Annotated in this window: 16 protein-coding genes; 12 read left to right on the top strand and 4 right to left on the bottom strand. The window is 73.2% G+C overall.

Features of this window, described 5'->3' with window-relative positions; all coding sequences use genetic code 11:
- Positions 1-26: 26 nt before the first annotated feature.
- Complete coding sequence (locus tag ACFWFR_RS07500) at positions 27-587, bottom strand: DUF4190 domain-containing protein (RefSeq protein ID WP_377622147.1); 561 nt, start codon at positions 585-587, stop codon at positions 27-29.
- Positions 588-774: 187 nt separating this feature from the next.
- On the opposite strand from ACFWFR_RS07500, the gene ACFWFR_RS07495 reads away from it, so the two are divergent.
- Both ACFWFR_RS07495 and ACFWFR_RS07490 read left to right on the top strand, forming a co-directional pair.
- Positions 775-2,454, top strand: a complete 1,680-nt coding sequence (locus ACFWFR_RS07495; RefSeq protein ID WP_377622146.1) for a hypothetical protein — start codon at positions 775-777, stop codon at positions 2,452-2,454.
- Between the two features lie 125 nt (positions 2,455-2,579).
- Positions 2,580-4,043, top strand: a complete 1,464-nt coding sequence (locus tag ACFWFR_RS07490; protein ID WP_377622144.1) for a family 20 glycosylhydrolase — start codon at positions 2,580-2,582, stop codon at positions 4,041-4,043.
- Positions 4,044-4,126: 83 nt separating this feature from the next.
- Here ACFWFR_RS07490 and ACFWFR_RS07485 read toward each other — a convergent pair whose 3' ends face one another.
- Positions 4,127-5,815 carry a dolichyl-phosphate-mannose--protein mannosyltransferase gene (locus tag ACFWFR_RS07485; protein WP_377622142.1) on the bottom strand — a complete coding sequence of 563 codons (1,689 nt, stop codon included), beginning with the start codon at positions 5,813-5,815 and terminating at the stop codon, positions 4,127-4,129.
- A gap of 25 nt (positions 5,816-5,840) precedes the next feature.
- On the opposite strand from ACFWFR_RS07485, the gene rsmI reads away from it, so the two are divergent.
- On the top strand, positions 5,841-6,845 hold the full coding sequence (rsmI, locus tag ACFWFR_RS07480) for a 16S rRNA (cytidine(1402)-2'-O)-methyltransferase (RefSeq protein ID WP_377622140.1): 1,005 nt from the start codon (positions 5,841-5,843) through the stop codon (positions 6,843-6,845).
- Between the two features lie 52 nt (positions 6,846-6,897).
- Here rsmI and ACFWFR_RS07475 read toward each other — a convergent pair whose 3' ends face one another.
- Entirely contained in the window at positions 6,898-7,503 is a 606-nt protein-coding gene (locus ACFWFR_RS07475) for an isochorismatase family protein (RefSeq protein WP_377622138.1), read from the bottom strand.
- A 130-nt stretch (positions 7,504-7,633) separates the two neighbouring features.
- Here ACFWFR_RS07475 and ACFWFR_RS07470 point away from each other — a divergent pair, with 130 nt between their 5' ends.
- The 4 genes from ACFWFR_RS07470 to ACFWFR_RS07455 all read left to right on the top strand — a co-directional run bounded on the left by ACFWFR_RS07470 (position 7,634) and on the right by ACFWFR_RS07455 (position 13,149).
- Positions 7,634-8,161 (top strand): MarR family transcriptional regulator, encoded by a 528-nt coding sequence (locus ACFWFR_RS07470; RefSeq protein WP_191800465.1) that lies wholly within the window; start codon positions 7,634-7,636, stop codon positions 8,159-8,161.
- A 146-nt stretch (positions 8,162-8,307) separates the two neighbouring features.
- On the top strand, positions 8,308-9,507 hold the full coding sequence (locus tag ACFWFR_RS07465) for a DsbA family protein (RefSeq protein WP_377622136.1): 1,200 nt from the start codon (positions 8,308-8,310) through the stop codon (positions 9,505-9,507).
- A 110-nt stretch (positions 9,508-9,617) separates the two neighbouring features.
- Positions 9,618-10,814 (top strand): aminotransferase class I/II-fold pyridoxal phosphate-dependent enzyme, encoded by a 1,197-nt coding sequence (locus ACFWFR_RS07460; protein WP_225219757.1) that lies wholly within the window; start codon positions 9,618-9,620, stop codon positions 10,812-10,814.
- 193 nt (positions 10,815-11,007) lie between these two features.
- Positions 11,008-13,149 carry an alpha-galactosidase gene (locus ACFWFR_RS07455; RefSeq protein WP_377622134.1) on the top strand — a complete coding sequence of 714 codons (2,142 nt, stop codon included), beginning with the start codon at positions 11,008-11,010 and terminating at the stop codon, positions 13,147-13,149.
- 49 nt (positions 13,150-13,198) lie between these two features.
- On the opposite strand, the gene ACFWFR_RS07450 is transcribed toward ACFWFR_RS07455, so the two are convergent.
- Positions 13,199-13,636, bottom strand: a complete 438-nt coding sequence (locus ACFWFR_RS07450; RefSeq protein WP_191800460.1) for a phage holin family protein — start codon at positions 13,634-13,636, stop codon at positions 13,199-13,201.
- 111 nt (positions 13,637-13,747) lie between these two features.
- Here ACFWFR_RS07450 and ACFWFR_RS07445 point away from each other — a divergent pair, with 111 nt between their 5' ends.
- The 5 genes from ACFWFR_RS07445 to ACFWFR_RS07425 all read left to right on the top strand — a co-directional run bounded on the left by ACFWFR_RS07445 (position 13,748) and on the right by ACFWFR_RS07425 (position 20,761).
- The gene (locus tag ACFWFR_RS07445; RefSeq protein ID WP_377622132.1) at positions 13,748-14,995 is read left to right on the top strand and encodes a PQQ-dependent sugar dehydrogenase; all 1,248 of its coding nucleotides are present in this window, start codon (positions 13,748-13,750) and stop codon (positions 14,993-14,995) included.
- Between the two features lie 135 nt (positions 14,996-15,130).
- Entirely contained in the window at positions 15,131-16,777 is a 1,647-nt protein-coding gene (metG, locus tag ACFWFR_RS07440; protein WP_377622130.1) for a methionine--tRNA ligase, read from the top strand.
- A 2-nt stretch (positions 16,778-16,779) separates the two neighbouring features.
- The gene (locus ACFWFR_RS07435) at positions 16,780-17,709 is read left to right on the top strand and encodes a TatD family hydrolase (protein WP_377622128.1); all 930 of its coding nucleotides are present in this window, start codon (positions 16,780-16,782) and stop codon (positions 17,707-17,709) included.
- Positions 17,710-17,862: 153 nt separating this feature from the next.
- On the top strand, positions 17,863-19,023 hold the full coding sequence (locus tag ACFWFR_RS07430) for a ubiquitin-like domain-containing protein (RefSeq protein WP_377622127.1): 1,161 nt from the start codon (positions 17,863-17,865) through the stop codon (positions 19,021-19,023).
- A 391-nt stretch (positions 19,024-19,414) separates the two neighbouring features.
- On the top strand, positions 19,415-20,761 hold the full coding sequence (locus ACFWFR_RS07425) for a transglycosylase family protein (RefSeq protein WP_318244316.1): 1,347 nt from the start codon (positions 19,415-19,417) through the stop codon (positions 20,759-20,761).
- Positions 20,762-20,834: the final 73 nt, after the last annotated feature.

Here is a 20,834-nt window from a genome sequence, read left to right as displayed (position 1 = left end):
GGGCCCACGGGCGTGGTGCGACGAGGTCAGGAGCAGGTGTACGTGATGCCGTTCTCTTCCCAGACCCCGGGGCCGAGCTCGGAGCACTTCTCGATGAGCTCCATCGCGCCGATGCCGGCGATGATGCCGAAGATGATGGCACCGACGAGCAGCACCGCACCGACGATGATGCCGGCGAGCGCGATCCCGTTCTTGTAGCCCGCCTTCTTGGACTTGTTGAGCGCGACGATGCTCAGGATCAGGCCGATGAGCGACGTGCAGCCGATGATCGACAGGACGAGCCCGACGATGCCGAGCGTCTTGCCCGGGTCCTCGGCCGGGGCGCCGGGGACGCCACCGGGCGTGTACGGCGCCTGCGGTGCAGCCGCACCGTAGGGCGAGCCTGGCGCGGGCGCGCCGTACTGCGGGGCCTGCGGAGCCTGGGGCGCGCCGTACTGCGGGGCCTGCGGAGCCTGGGGCGCGCCGTACTGGGGAGCCTGGGGTGCCTGACCGGCAGCGGGGTCCTGGGGGCCGGTGTACGGGTTCGGCTGACCGGACGGGTTCGGCGTTCCTGACGGGTTCTGCTCGGGCTGCTCGGGGTAGGACATGTCACTCCTCGTGGTGCGGTCGATGATCGCCGCCAGTATGTCCTGCGGGATGACCCGCGACAATGGTGAGGACACCCCGTGTCGGGTGTGGCGTCGTCGGGCCTCCCTGGGGGTGCGCGGACCACCCCCGACGTCCACGACTCGCCCACGACTCGGCGCGACAGACCAGGTAGGCGATGATAGAGACGTGAATTCACGGAAGGTCCGAATCGTCGCTCTTGCCGCCTCTGTCCTGGTGGCGACCCCGCTGCTGGCCGGTTGTGGGGAGGAGGCTGGTCCAGCGAGCACGGCCGAGGTTCCCGACGGCGGACTGCGTGTCGTCGCGGCCGACGAGGTCGAGCCCGTCGTCGTCCTCGGCTCGACCGACCCCGCCGAGCTCACGCTCACCGCGAGCCAGGCGTTCTTCGCGTCCGCGCCGGTCGTGATCCTGGCCGACGCGGAGGACGAGGTCGCGCAGAAGGCGGCCGCGGCCGCCGCGCTACCGCTCCACGCCCCGGTCCTGCTGACGGGCGGGGCGATCGCCGACAGCGGTCTCGCCAAGGAGATCGCCCGGCTCGGCGCGGTCACGGCCGTCGTCGTGACGCCGGACCCGGCACCGCGGGCCGTGGCGTCGGGCAAGGGGGCCGCCTCGGGCGCGGCCGGGGTCGCCGCAGTCTCGTCCGTCGCCTCGGCCGAGGACCTCGAGGACGACGCCCGCGCGAGCGTCGAGGCGATCGACCCCGACCTGCAGACCGTGGTCCTCGGGGCGGAGTCGCTCGTGGAGGCCCCGGACGGCGGGACGGAGATCGACGAGAGGGACCTCGCGGAGGTCCAGGAGCAGCTCCCCGAGACCGAGTCGCCGCAGCTCCTGACCGAGGTGCTTGCCCTGGTCGACGAGGAGGACGGCCACGTGGCCGCGCTCGCCACGGCGCAGGCCGCAGGAGTGGTCCCGCTCGCCGTGCCCGGCGGCGACCCCCGGGCCTCGAGCGTCTCGGTCCAGGCCATGGCCCAGGCCAAGGCGCTCGCTGTCGTCGGGATCGGCGAGTCGTTCGGGACGGTCGAACAGCTGACGGCGCGGGTGCGGGCGGCTGAGACGGGGGTCGAGCTCACGGGCGGCGGACAGCTCGTCACGGCGGGCAAGCGCTACGTCGTCCTGCCGGGGACCACGGTCCCGGCGACGGCCGCCAAGATCGCCGACGCGGTCGAGCGGACCGCCGCTCGGGCCGAGCCGTACGTCGCGGTCGCGGGGGAGTCGGGCGAGACCGACCCGACCGTGACGGTCCCGACCCTCGAGCTGGTCGTCACGGAGTCCTCGGGCGCTGCGGGCAAGGACGGGAACTACTCGACCGAGCTCACGGTCGAGGCCGTGCGCCCAGCGGTCGACGCCGCCCTCGCCGCGGGGCAGCACGTCCTTCTCGAGTTCCAGCCGGGGAAGGCGACGTTCGTCGAGCAGGTCCGCCAGTACGCCGAGCTGCTGTCGCTGCCGGGGGTCGGGGTCTCGCTCGACCTCGACGCGCGCCGGGCGAGCGGTGCGGTCAAGAAGGACGGGGTCGTCCCCGCGCAGGAGATCGACGCGGTCGTGGACTACCTCGCCGGCGTCGTGGAGGGCAAGGCCCTGCCGCAGAAGATGCTCGTGGTGCACGTCTCGCGGCCGGGTGCGCTGACCGAGGCGCAGTCCCTGTCGACGACCGAGGACGCCGTGGCCGTGGTGCTGCACTCGGACGTCGCGGGTGCGTTCGCGGCGCGCGAGAAGGCCTGGAACGAGCTCACCAAGGCCGTCCCGGCAGCGTCGTGGTGGGGCTGGACGGACGCGGTGGGCGAAGCGACCGCCGGCCCCGTCGCCGCAGGCGACGCGGCTCCCTCGCCGCTCGTCGTCGTCGTCGAGTAGGGCTCCGGCGCCCGCGCGGGGGCCGCTTGTTCGCGCCTGCCGGGGCGGTTACGGTATGTCGACCAGTACAGACGAATCGATTCGACACGGTCGGGTCGAGATACCACGACGACGAGGTTCCCCCGATGGTCGCCATCATCCCCCAGCCCCTGCACGTCGAGTCCCCGGTGGACGGTGGCGCGCTCCCGCTCGAGGGTGCCGTCCTCGTGGCCGGGCCCACCGAGGCCGAGCAGCGGATCGCGGCCCACGCCGCGGACCTCCTGACGCGTGCCGCGGGCACGCAGGTCACCGTCGTGGGCTCCGTGCCCGACGGCGCCCCCTCCATCGCGCTGCGGCTCGCCGACGTCGCGGGCCCCGCGGGCTCGGACAGCCCCGAGCGCTACACGCTCGAGGTGAGCGGCTCGGGGGCCGTCCTGACGGCCGCAGCACCGGTCGGCCTGTTCGACGCGGTCCAGACGCTCCGCCAGCTCGTGACCGAGGGCGAGCACGGCCCCGAGGTGAGCGCCGTCGTCGTGCACGACGCCCCGCGCTACGCATGGCGCGGCCTCTCGTTCGACGTGGCCCGCAACTTCTTCCCCGTGCAGCAGATCGAGCTCGTGATCGACGTCCTCGCGGCCTACAAGCTCAACGTCCTGCACCTGCACCTGACCGACGACCAGGGCTGGCGGATCGAGACGCCGTCGCGGCCCGAGCTCGCGAAGCTCGCGTCCGAGACCTCGACGAGCGGCAGGGCCGGCGGGCACCTGAGCCTCGCCGACTTCCGTCACCTGCAGGACTACGCCGCGGACCGCTTCGTCACGATCGTCCCCGAGATCGACCTCCCCGGGCACACCAACGCCGCGACCTCGGTCTACGGCGAGCTGCGAGCCGACGGTCAGCGCACCGCGCCGTACGAGGGCATCGAGGTCGGGTTCTCGCAGCTCACGTACGACCTCCCTGCGACCGAGCCGTTCCTGCGCGAGGTCCTCGCGGACGTCGCCGCGATCACCGACGGCGAGTACCTCCACGTGGGCGGTGACGAGGCTCTCACGCTGGGCGCCGAGGAGTACGGGCAGTTCATCGTGCTGCTCGAGCAGATCGTGGCAGAGACGGGCAAGAAGGCCATCACCTGGCAGGAGGCGGCCCAGGCCGGGACGCGTCCGGACACGCTCCTGCAGTACTGGGACAACCGCGTCGACAGCGCGCCCTTCCTCGCGGCGGCAGCCCGCGGCTCGCGCTTCATCATGTCCCCGGGCAACCGGGCCTACCTGGACATGAAGTACACCGCCGAGTACCCCCTGGGTCAGGACTGGGCAGGCCTCATCGAGCTGCGCACCGCGTACGACTGGGACCCGGCCGAGGTCATCGAGGGTCTGCCCGCCGACCAGATCGAGGGCGTCGAGGCTGCGGTGTGGACCGAGACCCTCTCGACCCAGGAGGAGCTCTTCCTCATGCTCCTGCCGCGCCTGTCCGCGGTCGCCGAGGTCGCCTGGACCGCACCCGAGCGCAAGGACTGGGAGGGCTACCGCGCCCGCGTCGTGGCCGAGTCCGCGACGTGGCGTCGCGAAGGCCTGCCGTTCCACGAGACCCCGCAGGTCGACTGGGCGTAGTCCGCTCGCCCTCCGGTGCCGAGCATGCGACCGACCGCGACCGCATGCTCGGCACGGGGAGACCGCCCCCGACCGGTGCCGGGTCAGATCCAGCTGGGCAGCCACATGTGCAGTCGCCAGAACCACTCGGGGACGTTCATGGCCGTCCAGATCGGGTAGAAGAAGATGCTCATCACGACGATCACGGTGAACAGCGCGGTCACGGCCCAGATCACCCAGCCACGGGCCGTGCGGTCCCGTTCGGTGGCCTCGAGCAGGACCGTCACGACGTAGACGAGCGCGAGGACGACCCACGGGGTGAACACGATCGCGTAGAACGTGAAGATCGTGCGGTCCGGGTACGCGAACCAGGGGAGCCAGCCCGCGACCAGCCCGCTCAGCACGGCCGTCGCGCGCCAGTCCTTGCGCCACACCAGGAGCACGACCGTGGCCACGATCGCGAGCGCGGCCGACCACCACAGGACCGGGTTGCCCAGCGACGTGATGACCCGCGCGCACTCGTCGTAGCCGCATCCCGTCACGCCGTCGGACCCGTCGCGGTAGTAGAAGGACGTGGGCCGCCACTGCACGATCCAGCCGATGGGCTTCGACGCGTACGAGTGCTCGGCGCTGAGCCCCGTGTGGAAGTCCCACATCTTCTGGTGGTACGCCCACAGCGAGCGCAGGGCCTCGGGGAGCCACTGCACGCCCTCGCCCGGGTGCTCCGCGGCCCAGTCGCGCATGTACGAGCTCGGTGAGCGGAACCACGAGAACCAGGTCGCGAGATAGGTGAGCGCCGCGGTGGGCAGCATGACGAGCGCGGCCGGGATCGCGTCGGCGAGCAGCGCGTCCTCCCACCACCGCTTGATCCCGACGGCGCGGCGCGCCGTGGCGTCCCACAGCACCGACAGCAGGGCGAAGACCGCGAGGAAGTACAGGCCCGACCACTTGACCCCGCACGCGAGCCCCAGCGAGACGGCCGCCGCGAAGCGCCACCAGCGCCAGCCGAGCCGCGGGCCGTTGCGGCCGATCTCCCGGCCCGAGTCCACGAGGGCGGCGACCCGGTCCGCGAGCCGGCGTCGGGCCTGCTCGCGGTCCAGCAGGAGGAACCCGAACGCGACGAGCACCCAGAACATGAGGAAGTTGTCGAGCAGCCCCGTGCGCGAGTGCACGATCGCCATGCCGTCGATCGCGAGCAGCCCGCCCGCCAGGACGCCCATCGCGGTCGAGGCGAACAGGCGGCGCGCGATCCGGGCGAGCAGGAACACCGCGAGGATCCCGACGAGCGCTGTCGAGATGCGCCACGACCAGGGGTTCTCGGCCCCGCCGAAGAGCTGCATGCCGCCCGCGATCATCCACTTGCCGAGCGGCGGGTGGACCACGTAGTCGGGCAGGTTGAGGAACGTGTCGACGTTCCCGGCCTCGAAGGCGGGGTTGGGGTCCTCGGGCCACTTGGCCTCGAAGCCGACCCGCAGGAGCGTGTACGCCTGCTTGACGTAGTACGTCTCGTCGAACACGAGGTTGCCGGGACGGCCCAGGTCCCACAGGCGCAGACCGCCCGCCAGCAGCGCGACCAGCGCAGGTCCGAGCCATCCCCACAAGCGGTCCTTGGACGTGGACCCCAGGGCGAGGCGACGTGCTCCCAGGAGCTTGAGCAGGAGACGGTCACGCACCGACAGCCGGGCGTCCTCCCCGGTCTCGACCTCGGCCACCGGGAACGGGAAGTCGTCGCCCGGACCGGGACCGGGGGCTACGGGCGTGGGGTCGGTGGAGGGCTGGGGCACGTCGGCCATCGTAGGACGTGGAACGCTAGGGGGTATGAGCCACGCGCACCCCACCTCCGACCGGCACCTCGATCCCGACCCGACCGAGGCCCCCGGCGAAGGCGAGGACGTGGCGCGCGAGGTGAGCGACGCCGTCGGGCCGGAGGGTGAGGACACCCTCGACGCGCACGACGACGCGCCCGCAGGTCGCCGCGCGCGCGACGACGGACACCTCGTCCTGGCCGCGACCCCCATCGGCAACGTCGAGGACGCGAGCCCGCGGCTGCGACGCCTCCTGGCGGAGTCCGCGGTCGTCGCGGCCGAGGACACGCGCCGCCTGCACGCCCTCGCCGCACGCATGGGCGTCTCGATCGGCGGGCGCGTCGTGAGCTACCACGAGCACAACGAGGTCGAGCGTGCCGACGAGCTGCTCGACGTCGTCGAGGGCGGTGGGACCGTCGTGATCGTGACCGACGCCGGCATGCCGTCCGTCTCCGACCCCGGTTACCGCGTCGTGACCCGGGCCGTCGAGCGCGACCTGCCCATCACCTCGGCCCCCGGGCCCAGCGCGGTCCTCACCGCGCTCGCCCTGTCCGGGCTGCCGACCGACCGCTTCTGCTTCGAGGGCTTCCCGCCCCGCAAGCCCGGCGAGCGCGCACGCACGTTCGAGGCGCTCGCGCGCGAGCCCCGCACCATGGTCTTCTTCGAGGCCCCGCACCGCATCGACGACACGCTCGCCGCGATGGCCCAGGGGTTCGGCGCCGACCGCCCCGCGGCCGTGTGCCGCGAGCTCACCAAGACGTACGAGGAGGTGCTGCGCGGGACGCTCGGCGAGCTCGCGGCCGAGGCCGCCGAGCGGCAGCTGCGTGGCGAGATCTGCATCGTCGTGGCCGGGGCACCCGCGCGCGAGGCCGTCTCCGTCGAGGAGCTCGTGAGCGAGGTCCTCGTCCGGGTCGACGCCGGAGAGCGCCTCAAGGAGGCCGTCGCCGAGGTCGCGACCGCCACGGGAGTGCCCAAGCGCGAGCTGTACGCCGCGGCACTGGCGGCGCGCAAGGGCTGACCCCGCGCGCGGCCGGGTCGGCGCGCGCGGACGTGCTCGTCCCGAGGTGCCGTCAGACCTCGGTCGACCGCACCAGCTCGACGCCGGCCGCCGCGAGCTCCACGCGCGCCGCCTTGCCCTGGTCCTCCGAGACCGGCACGGTCAGGTCGGTCAGGACGCGCGTCGCGAGCCCCAGCCCGAGCGCGTCGAGCGCGGTCGCCCGGACGCAGTGCGACTCCGCGATGCCGACCACGTCGGCCGAGGAGACCCCGGCGTCCTGGAGGAGCTGCGCGAGGGTGCGGCCCTCGCCGTCGACCCCCTCGAAGCCCGAGTACGCGGCCTGGTACTCGCCCTTCTTGACGCTCGCGTCCGGTGCGAGGTCCGCGAGCGCCGGGTGCAGCTCGGCGTTGGGCGTGCCGGCCAGGCCGTGCGGGGGCCACGTGTCGACGAAGTCGGGGCCCTCGGGGGCCGTCGCGAAGTGGTGCCCCGGGTCGACGTGCCAGTCCTGCGTGGTCACCACGAGGTCGTAGTCCGTGCGCCGCTCGGCCGCGAAGGCCGCGATGGCCTCCGCGACGGCGTTCCCGCCCTCGACCGCGAGCTCACCGCCCTCGCAGAACGTGGGCTGGACGTCGACGACGATCAGGGCGCGACCGCGGGCGGTCGTGTCGGTGCTGGTCATGACCCCACTCTGCCACCGGGGACGTCGTTCGTGGAGCGCCCGGGCCCGGTCGTTCGTACGCTGGGTCACCAGACGAAGCATCCGCCGGCGGGCGTACCGCACGCCGGGAGGCCGAGCGAAGGAGCCGACCATGAGCGCGTCCGAGAGGATCGACGACCCGGCAGGCGACGAGAGGTCGGTGAAGGGCGCGAGCGCGGCGGGCACGACGACCGAGCGAGACCCGGGCGAGCGGCCCATCGGCTACTGGCTCAAGCTGGTCGACCGGTTGATCGACCAGGACGTCGACGAGGTCTTCCTGCGCACGGGCCTGACGCGACGCCACTGGCAGGTCCTCAACATGGTCAGGGACGGTGTCTCGGACGTCACGACGGTCGACAGCGTCCTGTCACCGTTCACGGCCGGGGGTGCGCGGCCCGGGGGCCACGCACCCGCGGTCAGCGCGGAGATCTCCGACCTCCAGGCCCGGGGGTGGGTGGCCCAGGGCGGAGCCGGGTGGGAGGTGACCGTCGCGGGGCAGCACGCGTACCACGACCTCCTCGACGCGGTCTCGCTCTCGCGCGAGCGCCTCGCGGAGGGGATCACGCGCGAGCAGTACGACCGGACGATCGCGACGCTCGAGCAGATGGCGCGCAACCTCGGGTGGTCGCCGGGGGCCTGATCCCGCCCCGGGATCGGGCGCGGCGGCGTCGGCCGCTCGGGGGCCGCGTACCCTGGCGTGCGCGAGTCCTCGACGTGCCGGGCGTCCGTCCGGCGGTGGGTCTCGCGCCGCCAGCGCCCGCCGCGAGACCCGAGGACCGACGACCCATGCTCCGTGACGAGGCCCTCCGCGCCGTGCAGGACCCGACCGCCCCGCCGACCGTGCTCGCCCAGGTCGCCGGCGAGTTCCCCGACCTGCGCCCCCAGGTCGCCGCGCACCGCGGCGCCTATCCGGGGCTGCTCTCGTGGCTCGCCGCCGGCGACGACCCCGCGGTCGACGCGGCGCTCGCGGCCCGCCGGGCCGCCCCGGCGGGCTACGGTGCCCCGACCCCGCCGTACACGCCGCACCCGTACGCGCCGGGACCTTCCTCGGCGGCACACCTCGCCCCCGCGTACGCCGCCCAGCAGCCGCACACCCAGCAGCCCTACGCCCCGGGCGGCCACGCAGCGCACCAGCCCCAGCCGTACCCCACTCCCGACGCGACGTACGCGCCCGGGGCGGGCTACGCCGTCGGGCCGCAGGTCGCGGCGGTCCAGGGGCGGCCCACCGCGCAGCGGCGCGCCCGCGTGACCCTGGTCTCGGTGCTCGCAGGACTCGTCCTGCTGCTTCTCGTGGGGGTCGCCGCCTTCCTCGCGGTCGGCAGCGGGGCGCCGTCCGCCGAGCCCGTCGGCCAGGGGGTGGCGGGCGCGCCCGAGGGATCGGGGCAGGACGCCGTCGCGCCCGGGACGGCGACTCCCGAGCACGGCCTGCTCGCGGGCGCGGGCGACGAGTCCGCGCCGGTGACGGTCGAGGTCTACGTCGACTACATGTGCCCGGTCTGCGGTCGGTTCGAGGCCGTCAACGGCGAGAGCCTCACGAAGCTGCGCGAGGCCGGGAGCGTGCGGGTCGTCTTCCACCCCATCGCGATCCTCGACCGGTACTCGCAGGGCACGGCGTACTCGACGCGCGCCGCGTCGTCGGCCGCGCTCGTGGCCGACCGCGCCCCCGACACGTTCCAGGCCTTCCACGCGGGGCTGCTCGCGCACCAGCCCCAGGAGGGGACGGCAGGCCTGAGCGACGCCCAGATCGCTGACGTCGCCCGCGCGGCGGGCGTCCCGGCGGACGTCGTCGCCGAGCTGGCCGACGGCGGGGCGGCCGAGTTCGCTCCCTGGGTCGCCGCGGCCACGCAGGCCGCGACGAGCGACCCGGCGCTCGCGGGCCCGCAAGGTTTCGGCACGCCGACGATCGTGATCGACGGCGAGCGGTGGGCCGGGGACTGGAGCGACGCGCAGGCGCTCGCGCAGGCGATCGAGGGCACGTCCGTCTGACGGCGCTGCCCGGGGCCCGCCCGAGCGCCCGGACGGGGCGACGGACCTGGCCCTCGGACCTGCCCCCGGACCGGACGACGGCCCGCGCACCGCAGGCGTACCCTGCCTCCATGCCACGCGAGATGGAGTTCCGCCGGATCCCCGGCCTGCCCCCGTACGTCTTCACGATCATCGACTCGCTCAAGCTCGAGGCGCGCCGCGCCGGGCGCGACGTGATCGACCTGGGCTTCGGCAACCCCGACCTGCCGAGCCCGCAGATCGCGGTCGACAAGCTCGCGGAGGCGGTCCACAACACGCGCAACCACCGGTACTCGGCGTCTCGCGGCATCCCCAAGCTCCGGCAGGCGGCCGCGGACATGTACCAGCGCCGGTTCGGCGTGACGCTCGACCCGGAGACCGAGATCATCTCGACCATCGGCGCCAAGGAGGGCTTCAGCCACCTCATGTGGGTGCTGCTGCAGCCGGGCGACGCGGCGATCGTCCCCACGCCGAGCTACCCCATCCACATCTGGGGGCCCTACTTCGCGGGGGCCGACGCCCGGCAGGTCGCGATCGGCGACGGCACGGACGCCTCGGGGTACATCGACCGCGTCATGGAGGCGTGGGAGTACGGGTGGCCCAAGCCGCGCGTCGTCGTGCTGTCGTTCCCGCACAACCCGACCACGACCATCGCGACCAAGGAGGACCTCCAGCGCCTGGTCGACTGGGCGCGCGAGCGCGACGTGGTCCTGGTGCACGACCTCGCGTACGCCGACATGACGTTCGACGGCTGGCGCCCGCCCTCGATCATGGAGTGCGACGGGGCCAAGGAGGTCGCGGTCGAGCTCTACTCGATGACCAAGTCGTACTCGATGGCCGGGTGGCGCGTCGCGTTCCTCGTGGGCCGGCCGGACGTCGTGGGGGCGCTCGCCAAGCTCAAGTCGTACCTCGACTACGGCACGTTCCAGCCCATCCAGATCGCGGCGACCGTGACGCTCAACGAGGCCCTCGACTTCCCCACGGAGGTCTCGGCGGTCTACGAGTCGCGGCGCAACACGCTGTGCGACGGGCTGGACCGCATCGGCTGGGACATCCACCGGCCCAAGGGCACCATGTTCGCGTGGGCGCGCATCCCCGAGCCGTACCGCGAGATGGGCTCGATCGAGTTCGCGACGCACGTGATCGAGAGCTGCGACGTCGCGGTCTCGCCGGGCGTGGGGTTCGGGCCGGGCGGCGACGGGTTCGTGCGGTTCGCGCTCATCGAGAACGAGCAGCGGACGGGGCAGGCGATCCGGAACCTCAAGAAGGGCCTGACGCGGTTGCAGTAGCGCGAGCCGCCCGACGACGGGGCGCACCTGAACGCCCGGGTGCGCCCCGCCGTCGGGCAGGGCAGGTGGACCGACGTCCGGGCGCGGTCGACGCGCGCCGTGGGCACGACCGAGCCCTCCGGTGGACGCTTCCCGCGCCCCGGCCCGCGTCGGGCAGGATGGCTTCGACCAGCGGCGTGAAGGGAAAGTGCAGATGACCGTCGAGACACCAGTCGTCCACCTCCGAGGGGGCGGGACGAGCCTCGTCGTGACGACGAGCGGCGCGCGGCTGCCCCGCGTCCTCCACTGGGGGCCCGACCTCGGCGACCTGACCGATGCCGACCTCGCGACCATGGAGACCACCGCGTCGCCCGCGATCGGGGACTCGGCCGTGACGTACCCCCAGCCGGTGCCGGTCGTGGCGCAGCTCGCCGAGGGGTGGCTCGGGCGGCCCGGCGTCGTGGGCGACCGTTCCGGCGCCCACTGGGCTCCTCGGTTCGTGGTCGACGACGTCGTGGTCGAGCGTGCGAGCGACGTCCAGCGCCTGCGGGTCGCCTCGTCCGACGACGCCTACGCCCTGACGCTGGGCGTCGAGCTCGAGGTTCTCGCGTCGGGGCTCGTCCGGGTCCGGGCCGAGGTGGGGAACCGGGGCGGCGCGCCCTACGAGGTCCGCGCGCTCGAGCTGGGCCTGCCCGTCCCGCCGACCGCGACCGAGCTGTGCGACCTCGCCGGACGCTGGGCCCTCGAGAGGGTCCCTCAGCGGCGGCCCTTCGACGTCGGGACCTGGGTGCGCGAGAGCCGGGGCGGCAAGCCAGGGCTCGAGCACGCGTTCATGATGCTCGCGGGCGAGCAGGGCTTCGCCAACCGCTCGGGGCGGGTGTGGGGCGTCCACCTGGGCTGGAGCGGCAACCACGCGCTCGTCGCGGAGCGCACCCCGGCCGGGAGCCGCCGGCTCTCGGGCGGCGAGCTCCCGTGGCCCGGCGAGCTGGTCCTCGAGCCGGGGACGTCGAGCACGACGCCGTGGCTCTACGGCTCGTGGGGCGAGGGCCTCGACGACCTCTCGCACCGGGTGCACCGCTGGATGAGGTCGCGCCCGACGCACCCCCGCGCGCCGCGGCCCGTGCTGCTCAACACCTGGGAGGCCGTCTACTTCCAGCACGACCTCGCGACGCTCGAACGTCTCGCCGAGGCCGGCGCGGCGGTCGGGGTGGAACGCTTCGTCCTCGACGACGGCTGGTTCACCGGTCGCCGGGACGACACCACCTCGCTCGGCGACTGGACCGTGGACTCGACCGTCTGGCCCGACGGGATCGACGCGCTCGCCGACGGGGTGCGCGAGCTGGGCATGGACTTCGGGATCTGGTTCGAGCCAGAGATGGTCAACCTCGACTCCGACCTCGCACGGAACCACCCCGAGTGGGTCTTCGACGCCGGGCACGGCCCGGGCATGGCCTCGCGCCACCAGCACGTCCTCGACCTGGCCCACCCCGAGGCGTACCGTCACGTCCGCGACGCGATGTCCGAGGTCGTCGACCGTCTGGGCGTCGCGTACGTGAAGTGGGACCACAACCGGTACCTGCTCGACGCCGGGCACACGCCCACGGGCAGGGCCGGGGTCCGGGAGCAGACCCTGGCCGCCTACGCGCTCATGGCCGAGCTCAAGGAGCGGCACCCGGGCCTCGAGATCGAGTCGTGCGCCAGCGGCGGTGGCCGCGTGGACCTCGGCGTGCTCCAGCTCACCGACCGGGTGTGGGCCTCGGACTGCAACGACCCGCACGACCGGCTCGAGATCCAGCGCTGGACCCGCCTGCTCGTGCCGCCGGAGCTCCAGGGGACGCACATCGGAGCGCGCGAGTCGCACACCACGCACCGGGTCCACCCGCTCGACTTCCGCGCGCAGGTCGCGCTGTGGGGGCACCTGGGGATCGAGACGAACCTCCTCGAGGCCTCACCGGACGAGCTCGACGAGGTCCGGGCCTGGGTGGCGTTCCACCAGGCGCACCGGTCCCTGCTGCACTCGGGCGACGTGGTCCACGCGGACCTCGGGGACCCCGCGCTGCGCCTGGAGGGGGTCGTCGCGACCGACCGCAGCGAGGCGATCTTCCAGCTCGCCGTGGTCGACCGACCGATCACCTGGCCCCCGGGACGGGTCGCCGTGCCGGGGCTCGACCCGGAGCGCCGCTACCGGGTCCGCCAGGTCAGCCCGGTCGAGAGGTCAGGTTCCGGGGTGCTGCCGCCGTGGACCGCGGTCGAGGAGGGCGTCGTGCTCCCGGGCGTCGTCCTCTCCCAGGTCGGGATCGAGGCCACCTCGCTCGACCCGGACCGCGGGATCCTGTGGCACCTGACGGCGGAGTGATCGACGCGTGCGCGCCGCGGTCGGCCGTCCCGGCTCACGCCGCGTCGGCTCAGGCCGGCGCGGCCGGGGTCGGGGGCGTGGCCCCCGGGCGCTGCTGGTACCGGTCGACGTGCGACGCGGCGGTCGCGACGGCCTTCTCGTCGACCAGGTCGTAGACGATCGTGCCGACCCACACGATGAGCGTCGCCCACACCCAGGTCCAGAACCCGTCGATGTCGAACCCGCTTGACGGCGAGAGCAGCGTCGTCACGACGAGGGACCCCAGGACCGTCACGAGTCCCAGGACCCACGTCCAGCCGTGGACGTGCTTGCCCAGGAACCTCGAGACCACAGGTCGCAGGAGCGTGATCGTGACCGTGAACAGGGCCACCGCGACGAGCCCCCACAGCCAGCCGATGTGCATGCCCTCGAGCACGAGGTTCGCGACGACCAGCGTGACGCCGTAGGCGATCGCTGCGACGATGAAGCTGAGCACTTTCGGGTTCATGATCGGCACCTTCGCTCGGATCCCTGGAACATGAGTGCTCCTTCGAGTGTGACAGCGCGCGGGTTCGTGCGCACGCGTCGCGGGGCACCGCCGCCACGCAGAGAGGTCGCCATGAGAGCAGCGCACGTCCTGCCCGGTGCCCTCGTCGCGCTCACGGTGCTGCTCGCGGGGGCCTGCTCGGGCGGGCCCGACCCCGCCCCGAGCCCCGGGCTCGACGGCCAGGTCGTCGAGCCGGCCCCGGGCGTCCCGACGGTCCGGGCGAGCGCGACGTCCCTGATCGACGACCTGCCCTCGCCGTGGGGCCTCGCGGCGCTCCCCGACGGCCGTCTGCTGAGCACCTCGCGCGACGAGGGCACGGTCAGCGTCCTGGACCCGGACGCGGGCTCCGTCACGGCCGTGACGGGCGAAGGGGCCGCCGAGCTCGCGTCGGGGACCGACCACGGCGGCGAAGGGGGCTTGCTGGGTATCGCGGTCGCGCCGACGTTCTCCGAGGACGGGACCGTCGTGGTCTACCGGACGGGCGAGGACGGCAACGAGGTGCTGCGGGGGCGCCTCGACCTGGACGAGGCGCGCCTGGGAGCGCTCACGACCGTGCTCGACGGCATCCCGAAGGCGAGCAACCACAACGGCGGGCAGGTCGCGTTCGGTCCCGACGGCTTCCTCTACGTCTCGACGGGGGACGCGACCGAGTCGGGCGCGGCGCAGGACCCGGGCTCGCTCGCGGGCAAGATCCTGCGAGTCGGGCTCGACGGCGAGGCCGCGCCGGGCAATCCCGACGGCTCGCGCGTGTGGAGCCTGGGCCACCGCAACGTCCAGGGCCTGGACTGGGACGCCTCGGGGCGGATGTTCGCGTCCGAGTTCGGGCAGAACACGCTCGACGAGCTCAACGTGATCGTCCCGGGCGGCAACTACGGCTGGCCGGACCGCGAGGGGACGCTCGGGGAGGCGGCCGCCGCGGACGGCACGGCGTTCGTCGACCCGGTCGCGACGTGGCCCACGTCGGACGCGAGCCCCAGCGGCCTCGCGGTCGGGTCGGACGGCGTGTACGTCGCGGGGCTGCGGGGCGAGCGCCTGTGGCGCGTCCCGTTCGCGGGCGGCGCGGCGGCCCCGGAGGGTGGGGCGAGCCCGGCGCCCGACGGCGGAGCGTCGCCCGCCGCGTTCGGCGCACCGCAGGCTTTGCTCACGGGCGAGTGGGGGCGCCTGCGGGCGGTCGTCGTGGACCCTGGGAGCGGTGCCGGGGACGGGGCGACGGGTGGGGGCGGGGTGTCGCTGCTCGTCCTGACGAACGAGACGGACGGGCGGGGGAGTCCCGCGCAGGGGGATGACCACCTCCTGCGGGTCGAGCTCTCGACGGGCTGAGTTCGTCGTCATCGGCGGTCGCGACGGTGACTCTGGTCGACGGTTCCGGTCACCCTCGCTGGGCGGTGTGGTCGTCGTCGGCGAAACCTGACATCGCGGCGCACCGGCCGGGTCCGGACAACTACCATGAGGACCATGCCTGACGCAGCCCCGGAGACCTTCTACCTCACCACCCCGATCTACTACGTGAACGACGCCCCGCACATCGGGCACGCGTACACGACGGTCGCGGCCGACGTCGTCACCCGCTGGCACCGCCAGCGCCAGGAGCCGGTGTGGTTCCTGACGGGGACGGACGAGCACGGGCAGAAGGTCATGCGCACGGCAGAGGCCAACGGCGTGACCCCCCAGGAGTGGGCGGACCGCCTGGTCGAGAGCTCGTGGAAGCCCGTGCTGCACACGCTCGACGCGCTCAACGACGACTTCATCCGCACCACCCAGCCCCGTCACACCGAGCGCGTACAGGCCTTCATCCAGGACCTGTACAACAAGGGTGAGATCTACGCGGGCTCGTACGAGGGCCCGTACTGCGTGGGGTGCGAGGAGTACAAGCTCCCGGGCGACCTGATCGACGGCACGGGCGAGTACGAGGGCCAGAAGCTCTGCCCCATCCACAGCAAGCCCGTGGAGATGCTCTCCGAGCAGAACTACTTCTTCAAGATGAGCGCGTACCAGGACCGCCTGCTCGCGCTCTACGAGGCGCACCCCGAGTTCGTCCAGCCCGCCAGCGCACGCAACGAGGTGCTCGCGTTCGTCAAGGGTGGTCTGCAGGACCTCTCGATCTCGCGCAACACGTTCGACTGGGGTATCCCCATCCCGTGGGACACCACGCACGTGCTCTACGTGTGGTTCGACGCGCTGCTCAACTACGCGACCGCCGTCGGGCTGGACAGCGACGACCCCGAGCAGCAGGCCAAGTTCGCGGCCACGTGGCCCGCGAGCGTGCACCTGGTCGGCAAGGACATCCTGCGCTTCCACGCGGTGATCTGGCCCGCGATGCTCATGGCCGCGGGCCTGCCCCTGCCCAAGACCGTGTTCGCGCACGGCTGGCTCCTGGTCGGCGGCGAGAAGATGAGCAAGTCGAAGCTCACGGGCATCGCGCCGAGCCAGATCATCGACCACTTCGGTTCCGACGCGTTCCGCTACTACTTCATGCGCGCCATCGCGTTCGGTCAGGACGGGTCGTTCTCGTGGGAGGACCTCTCGGCGCGCTACAACGCCGAGCTCGCGAACGGGTTCGGCAACCTGGCCTCGCGCGTCGCGGCCATGGTCGGCAAGTACTACGGGGGCGTTCTCCCGCAGGCGGGCCCCGCCGGGCCGGCCGAGCAGGCGCTCGAGCAGGTCGCCGCGCAGGCGGTCCAGGCAGCCGAGAAGGCGATCGACGCGCTCGCGATCCACGAGGCGATCAACGCGGTGTGGACGCTCGTCGACGCCACGAACCTGTACCTCACGGAGCAGGAGCCGTGGAAGGTCGCCAAGCTCGACGAGGAACGTGACGGCACGGGGCCCGACGCCGTCTCGGTCCAGGAGGGCCGCCTCGCCACGATCCTCGTCACGGCCGCCGAGGCCCTGCGCTCGCTCGCCGTCCTGCTGCACCCGATCACCCCGAAGGCCGCCCAGGCGCTCTGGGAGTCCCTCGGCGCCGAGGCGCCGCTGGGCGCGCTCGCGGTCCAACCGGTCGACGGTGCCGCTCGCTTCGGCGCGCTGCCCGCAGGGACCACGGTCACCAAGGGTGCGTCGCTGTTCCCGCGGCTCGAGGACCCGGTCGTCGAGGGCGCCTGACGGTGGCCCGCAAGCGTGAGCGCGGGTGGCCGCCCGCCCCCGAGGCGCTGCCGCTGCCCGTGGTCGACGACCACACCCACCTCGAGTCGATCGCCGGGGTCCTGCCCGACGTCGACGAGGAGGGTAGAGCGGTCCCCGTCCCGACGGTCGCGCAGCACGTCGAGGACGCGGCCCGGGTCGGCGTGGACCGCATGGTCCAGGTCGGCTGCGACCTGCCCTCGGCCCGCCTGACGGACGCCCTGGTGCGCGAGCACCGGGCGCTCGTCGGCGCGATCGCGATCCACCCCAACGAGGCGACCCTGCACGCGGGCGTGACCGAGGTGGGCCCCGACGGGCTGACCCCGACCCCCGAGCCTCGCCACGCCGTCGGGCTCGACGACGCCATCGCGGAGATCGCCGCGATCGCACGCGGCAACGACCGCATCCGGGCGATCGGCGAGACCGGCATGGACCTCTTCCGCACCGGCCCGCAGGGCGCGGCCGTCCAGCGGGAGTCGTTCCGCGCGCACGTCGCGCTCGCCAAGGAGCTCGGCCTCCCGCTCCAGATCCACGACCGTGACGCGCACGCCGAGGTCATCGAGGTCCTCCTCGCCGACGGCGCCCCCGAGCGGACCGTGTTCCACTGCTTCTCGGGCGACGCCGAGATGGCGAGGCTGTGTGCCGCGCAGGGGTGGTACCTGTCGTTCGCCGGGCCGGTGACGTTCGGCGCCAACGACGAGCTGCGCGCGGCCCTCGCGGCCGTGCCGCTGGGACAGGTCCTGGTCGAGACGGACGCGCCCTATCTCACGCCGCACCCTTACCGCGGACGGCCCAACGCGCCGTACCTCCTGCCCCACACCGTGCGGAAGGTGGCCGAGGTGACGGGGACCTCGCTCGAGGAGGTCTGCGCCCGGCTGAGCGACACGGCCGAGCAGGTCTACGGCCCCTGGTGAGTCCTCGCCCGACCGGTGAGTCCCGGGCGGCGCGCCGGACGGGCTTTCCCCGGAGGTCACGTTTCCACTACGGTCTGCTTGTCCGTGATGCCCGGAGCGTCGCGTACGCAGGTCGAGACAGGAACGGAAGGTCACGTGGTCGGTGGCGACGGGGTGCGCAGGAGCTCCCTGACGGGTAGGTGGCGCCTCGCAGCGCAGGCCGCGATCCTGGCGACCGTGGTCGGGGCGACCGGAGTCTTCGCGGTGGCCCACAAGTCCGTGACTCTCGACCTGGACGGCGAGGTCAGGACGGTCAGCGCGTACGGCTCGACCGTCGGGGACCTGCTCGCCTTCCAGGACGTTGCGATCAAGGACACCGACCTCGTGGAGCCCGCCGCGGACGAGCCCGCGACCGACGGGAGCACCATCGTCGTCCGGACCAGCCAGGAGATCTCGCTCGAGCTCGACGGGAAGTCGCAGACGTTCGTCACGACGGCCCGCACCGTCGGGGAGCTGCTCACTGCCCTGGGGCCGCGCGCCGAGGGGGCCATGACCTCGGCGTCCCGGTCGCAGTCGCTCGGCCGCGAGCAGATCCGGGTCTCGACCCTCAAGACCGTCCACGTCGCCGTGGACGGGGCGGTCGTGACTGCCACGACCTCCGAGGCGTCGGTCGAGGGGGTCCTGGAGCACGCGGGGATCACGCTGTCGGTGGGTGACGCGGCGTCGGTCCCGCTCGGTGCCGCCGCGGTCGACGGGATGCTCGTCCTCGTCACCCGCGCGGCGAGCGGCGCGGCGACGGTCACGGAGACCCTCCCGTTCGCGACAGAGGAGGTCAAGGACCCCTACCTCCCGCAGGGGCAGCGCAAGGTCCGCACGTCGGGCAAGGTCGGCGAGGCCGTGACGACGTACGCCATCCAGACGGTCGGCGGCACCGAGATCTCGCGGACTGTGGTCGACCGTTCGGTCACGCGCGAGCCCCGTACCGAGGTCGTCGTGGTCGGTTCGCTCGACCCGTCGACCATCAAGGTCGACCCGGGGTCGTCCAAGGCGATCGCCAAGTCCCTCGCGGCCCAGCGCGGCTGGGGCGACGACCAGTTCGCGTGCCTCGACCTGCTCTGGATGAAGGAGAGCCGGTGGAATGCGACCGCGGAGAACACGTCGAGCGGTGCGTACGGGATCCCGCAGGCGCTCCCGGGCTCCAAGATGGCCAGTGCGGGAGCCGACTGGCGGACCAACCCGGCGACCCAGATCACGTGGGGTCTGGGGTACATCGAGGGCCGCTACGGCACACCGTGCGGCGCGTGGAGCCACTCGCAGGCCAAGGGCTGGTACTGAGCGAGGGCCGTGCGGAGGCCCTGTGAGGGTTCTCTCGACAGGGGCCCTCAACGCCCCGACATAGGTGGAGAAAACCGGACAGGACGGTGGCGTCGCGCCCGGACGGGGTTGGCACTCGATAACGGATCGGTTACGGTCAACTGTCGCGCACTGCAGCCCGCCCTGCCGCCACCCGCTCATCACCGGGGGCGAGACGGACGGAGGGTGCGCGTCCTGCTGTCGGCCGGAGAACTGGTCCGTCGGTGGTAGACGACAGCCGGATCGGTCGTTCGGAACCAGCGGTAGGACGTCCTCGGACGCCCGTCCCGATGCTCCTCGGAGCGCAGGGTCCGTCGGTGGCGCGCTGCGTCGCCCGAAGCCCGTGCCCGGGAGGCTCGACGACTGGACTCGAGTGAACAACCCCATTGACCGGACCGCTCACGCGGCCAGCGCCGACAGCGCAGCCAACACCCCCCAGACCTCTCCTTCTCTCGACGGCGTCGAGGCACAGGCCTCCGCCCCCACAGCCACCAAGCGCCGCCGCTGGCCCCTGATCGCCGGTGCGACGGCCATCGCGCTCGTCGCGACCGGAGCAGTCGCCTACGGCAGCGCCAAGAAGACCGTCCAGCTCGACGTCGACGGCAACATCACCACGGTCTCGACGTTCGCGGGCTCGGTCGAGGGTTTCCTCGACGAGCAGGACGTGCGCGTGACCGACCGCGACCTGATCGCCCCCGGGGCCGACGCGCCCCTGAAGAACGGTGCCGACGTCGTCGTGCGCTACGGGCGCCAGGTGACCGTGCAGACCGACGGCGCCCAGAGCGACGTGTGGCTCACCGCGCTCGACGCCGACGAGGCGCTCGACACCCTCGCGGCCCGAGGCAGCGACGTGCGCCTCGTGGCCTCGCGCTCGGGAGCCGACGGCCGCGCCGCGCTCTCCCTGCGCCTCGACGCCGACGGACCCGTCCACGTCGTGGCCGACGGCCAGACCAAGACGGCGCCCGACGGCAGCATCGGCGTCAACGCGATCCTCGACCAGCAGGGCGTGGTCCTGGGCGAGCTCGACCGCGTGTCGGTCGCTCGCACGGTCGAGCCCACGACCGACGGGACCACGGCAGAGGCGAGCTCGGCCGACGAGACGACGACCCAGCCCGCGGTCTCGCTCGTCGTCCAGCGCGTCGCCGTGACCGAGACCCCGACCGTCACGCCCATCCCGTTCGAGACGGTCACCGAGCAGGACGCGAACCGTTTCGCGGACCTCGCCCCGGTCGTCAAGCAGGAGGGCGTCGAGGGCGCCTCGACCAAGGTCGAGAACGTGACCACGGTCGACGGTGTCGAGGAGTCCCGCGAGGTCGTCTCGGACGGCGTCACGTCCGAGCCCGTCGCCAAGATCGTGGTGCAGGGCACCAAGGAGCGGCCCAAGGCTGCACCCAAGGCCGCGGCGGCTCCCCAGGCCGCTGCTGCTGCACCCAAGGCGAGCGCGCCGGCAGCGGCGCCCGCTCCCGCGGCGAGCTCGGTCGGCGGCGACGTCTGGGCCGCGCTGGCCAAGTGCGAGTCGGGCGGCAACCCCGCGACGAACACGGGCAACGGCTACTACGGCCTCTACCAGTTCTCGGCCAGCACCTGGCGTGCGATGGGTGGCTCCGGCCTCCCGTCCGACGCGTCGGCCGCCGAGCAGACCCAGCGTGCGCAGGCCCTCCAGGCCCGTTCGGGCTGGGGACAGTGGCCGGCCTGCGCCCGGAAGCTCGGTCTGCTCTGAGCGGACCTGGTTCCTGATCGCGGCGATATGCCGAGGTCGGACGAACGAGGGGTGTGGCCCACGGCGCGAGCCG

Source organism: Oerskovia sp. NPDC060287, from assembly GCF_042726775.1.
GTDB classification, from domain to species: domain Bacteria; phylum Actinomycetota; class Actinomycetes; order Actinomycetales; family Cellulomonadaceae; genus Oerskovia; species Oerskovia merdavium.
Note: the sequence above shows the minus strand (reverse complement) of the source record. Positions and strands in the feature narration are given on the sequence as shown.

Bases quoted from the DNA above. Each gene is read 5' to 3' on its own strand.
- ACFWFR_RS07500 (WP_377622147.1), bottom strand. From the start codon at position 587: ATGTCCTACCCCGAGCAGCCCGAGCAGAACCCGTCAGGAACGCCGAAC.
- metG (WP_377622130.1), top strand. From the start codon at position 15,131: ATGCCTGACGCAGCCCCGGAGACCTTCTACCTCACCACCCCGATCTAC.
- ACFWFR_RS07465 (WP_377622136.1), top strand. From the start codon at position 8,308: ATGCTCCGTGACGAGGCCCTCCGCGCCGTGCAGGACCCGACCGCCCCG.
- ACFWFR_RS07485 (WP_377622142.1), bottom strand. From the start codon at position 5,815: ATGGCCGACGTGCCCCAGCCCTCCACCGACCCCACGCCCGTAGCCCCC.
- ACFWFR_RS07490 (WP_377622144.1), top strand. From the start codon at position 2,580: ATGGTCGCCATCATCCCCCAGCCCCTGCACGTCGAGTCCCCGGTGGAC.
- ACFWFR_RS07475 (WP_377622138.1), bottom strand. From the start codon at position 7,503: ATGACCAGCACCGACACGACCGCCCGCGGTCGCGCCCTGATCGTCGTC.
- rsmI (WP_377622140.1), top strand. From the start codon at position 5,841: ATGAGCCACGCGCACCCCACCTCCGACCGGCACCTCGATCCCGACCCG.
- ACFWFR_RS07445 (WP_377622132.1), top strand. From the start codon at position 13,748: ATGAGAGCAGCGCACGTCCTGCCCGGTGCCCTCGTCGCGCTCACGGTG.
- ACFWFR_RS07460 (WP_225219757.1), top strand. From the start codon at position 9,618: ATGCCACGCGAGATGGAGTTCCGCCGGATCCCCGGCCTGCCCCCGTAC.
- ACFWFR_RS07470 (WP_191800465.1), top strand. From the start codon at position 7,634: ATGAGCGCGTCCGAGAGGATCGACGACCCGGCAGGCGACGAGAGGTCG.
- ACFWFR_RS07450 (WP_191800460.1), bottom strand. From the start codon at position 13,636: ATGAACCCGAAAGTGCTCAGCTTCATCGTCGCAGCGATCGCCTACGGC.
- ACFWFR_RS07455 (WP_377622134.1), top strand. From the start codon at position 11,008: ATGACCGTCGAGACACCAGTCGTCCACCTCCGAGGGGGCGGGACGAGC.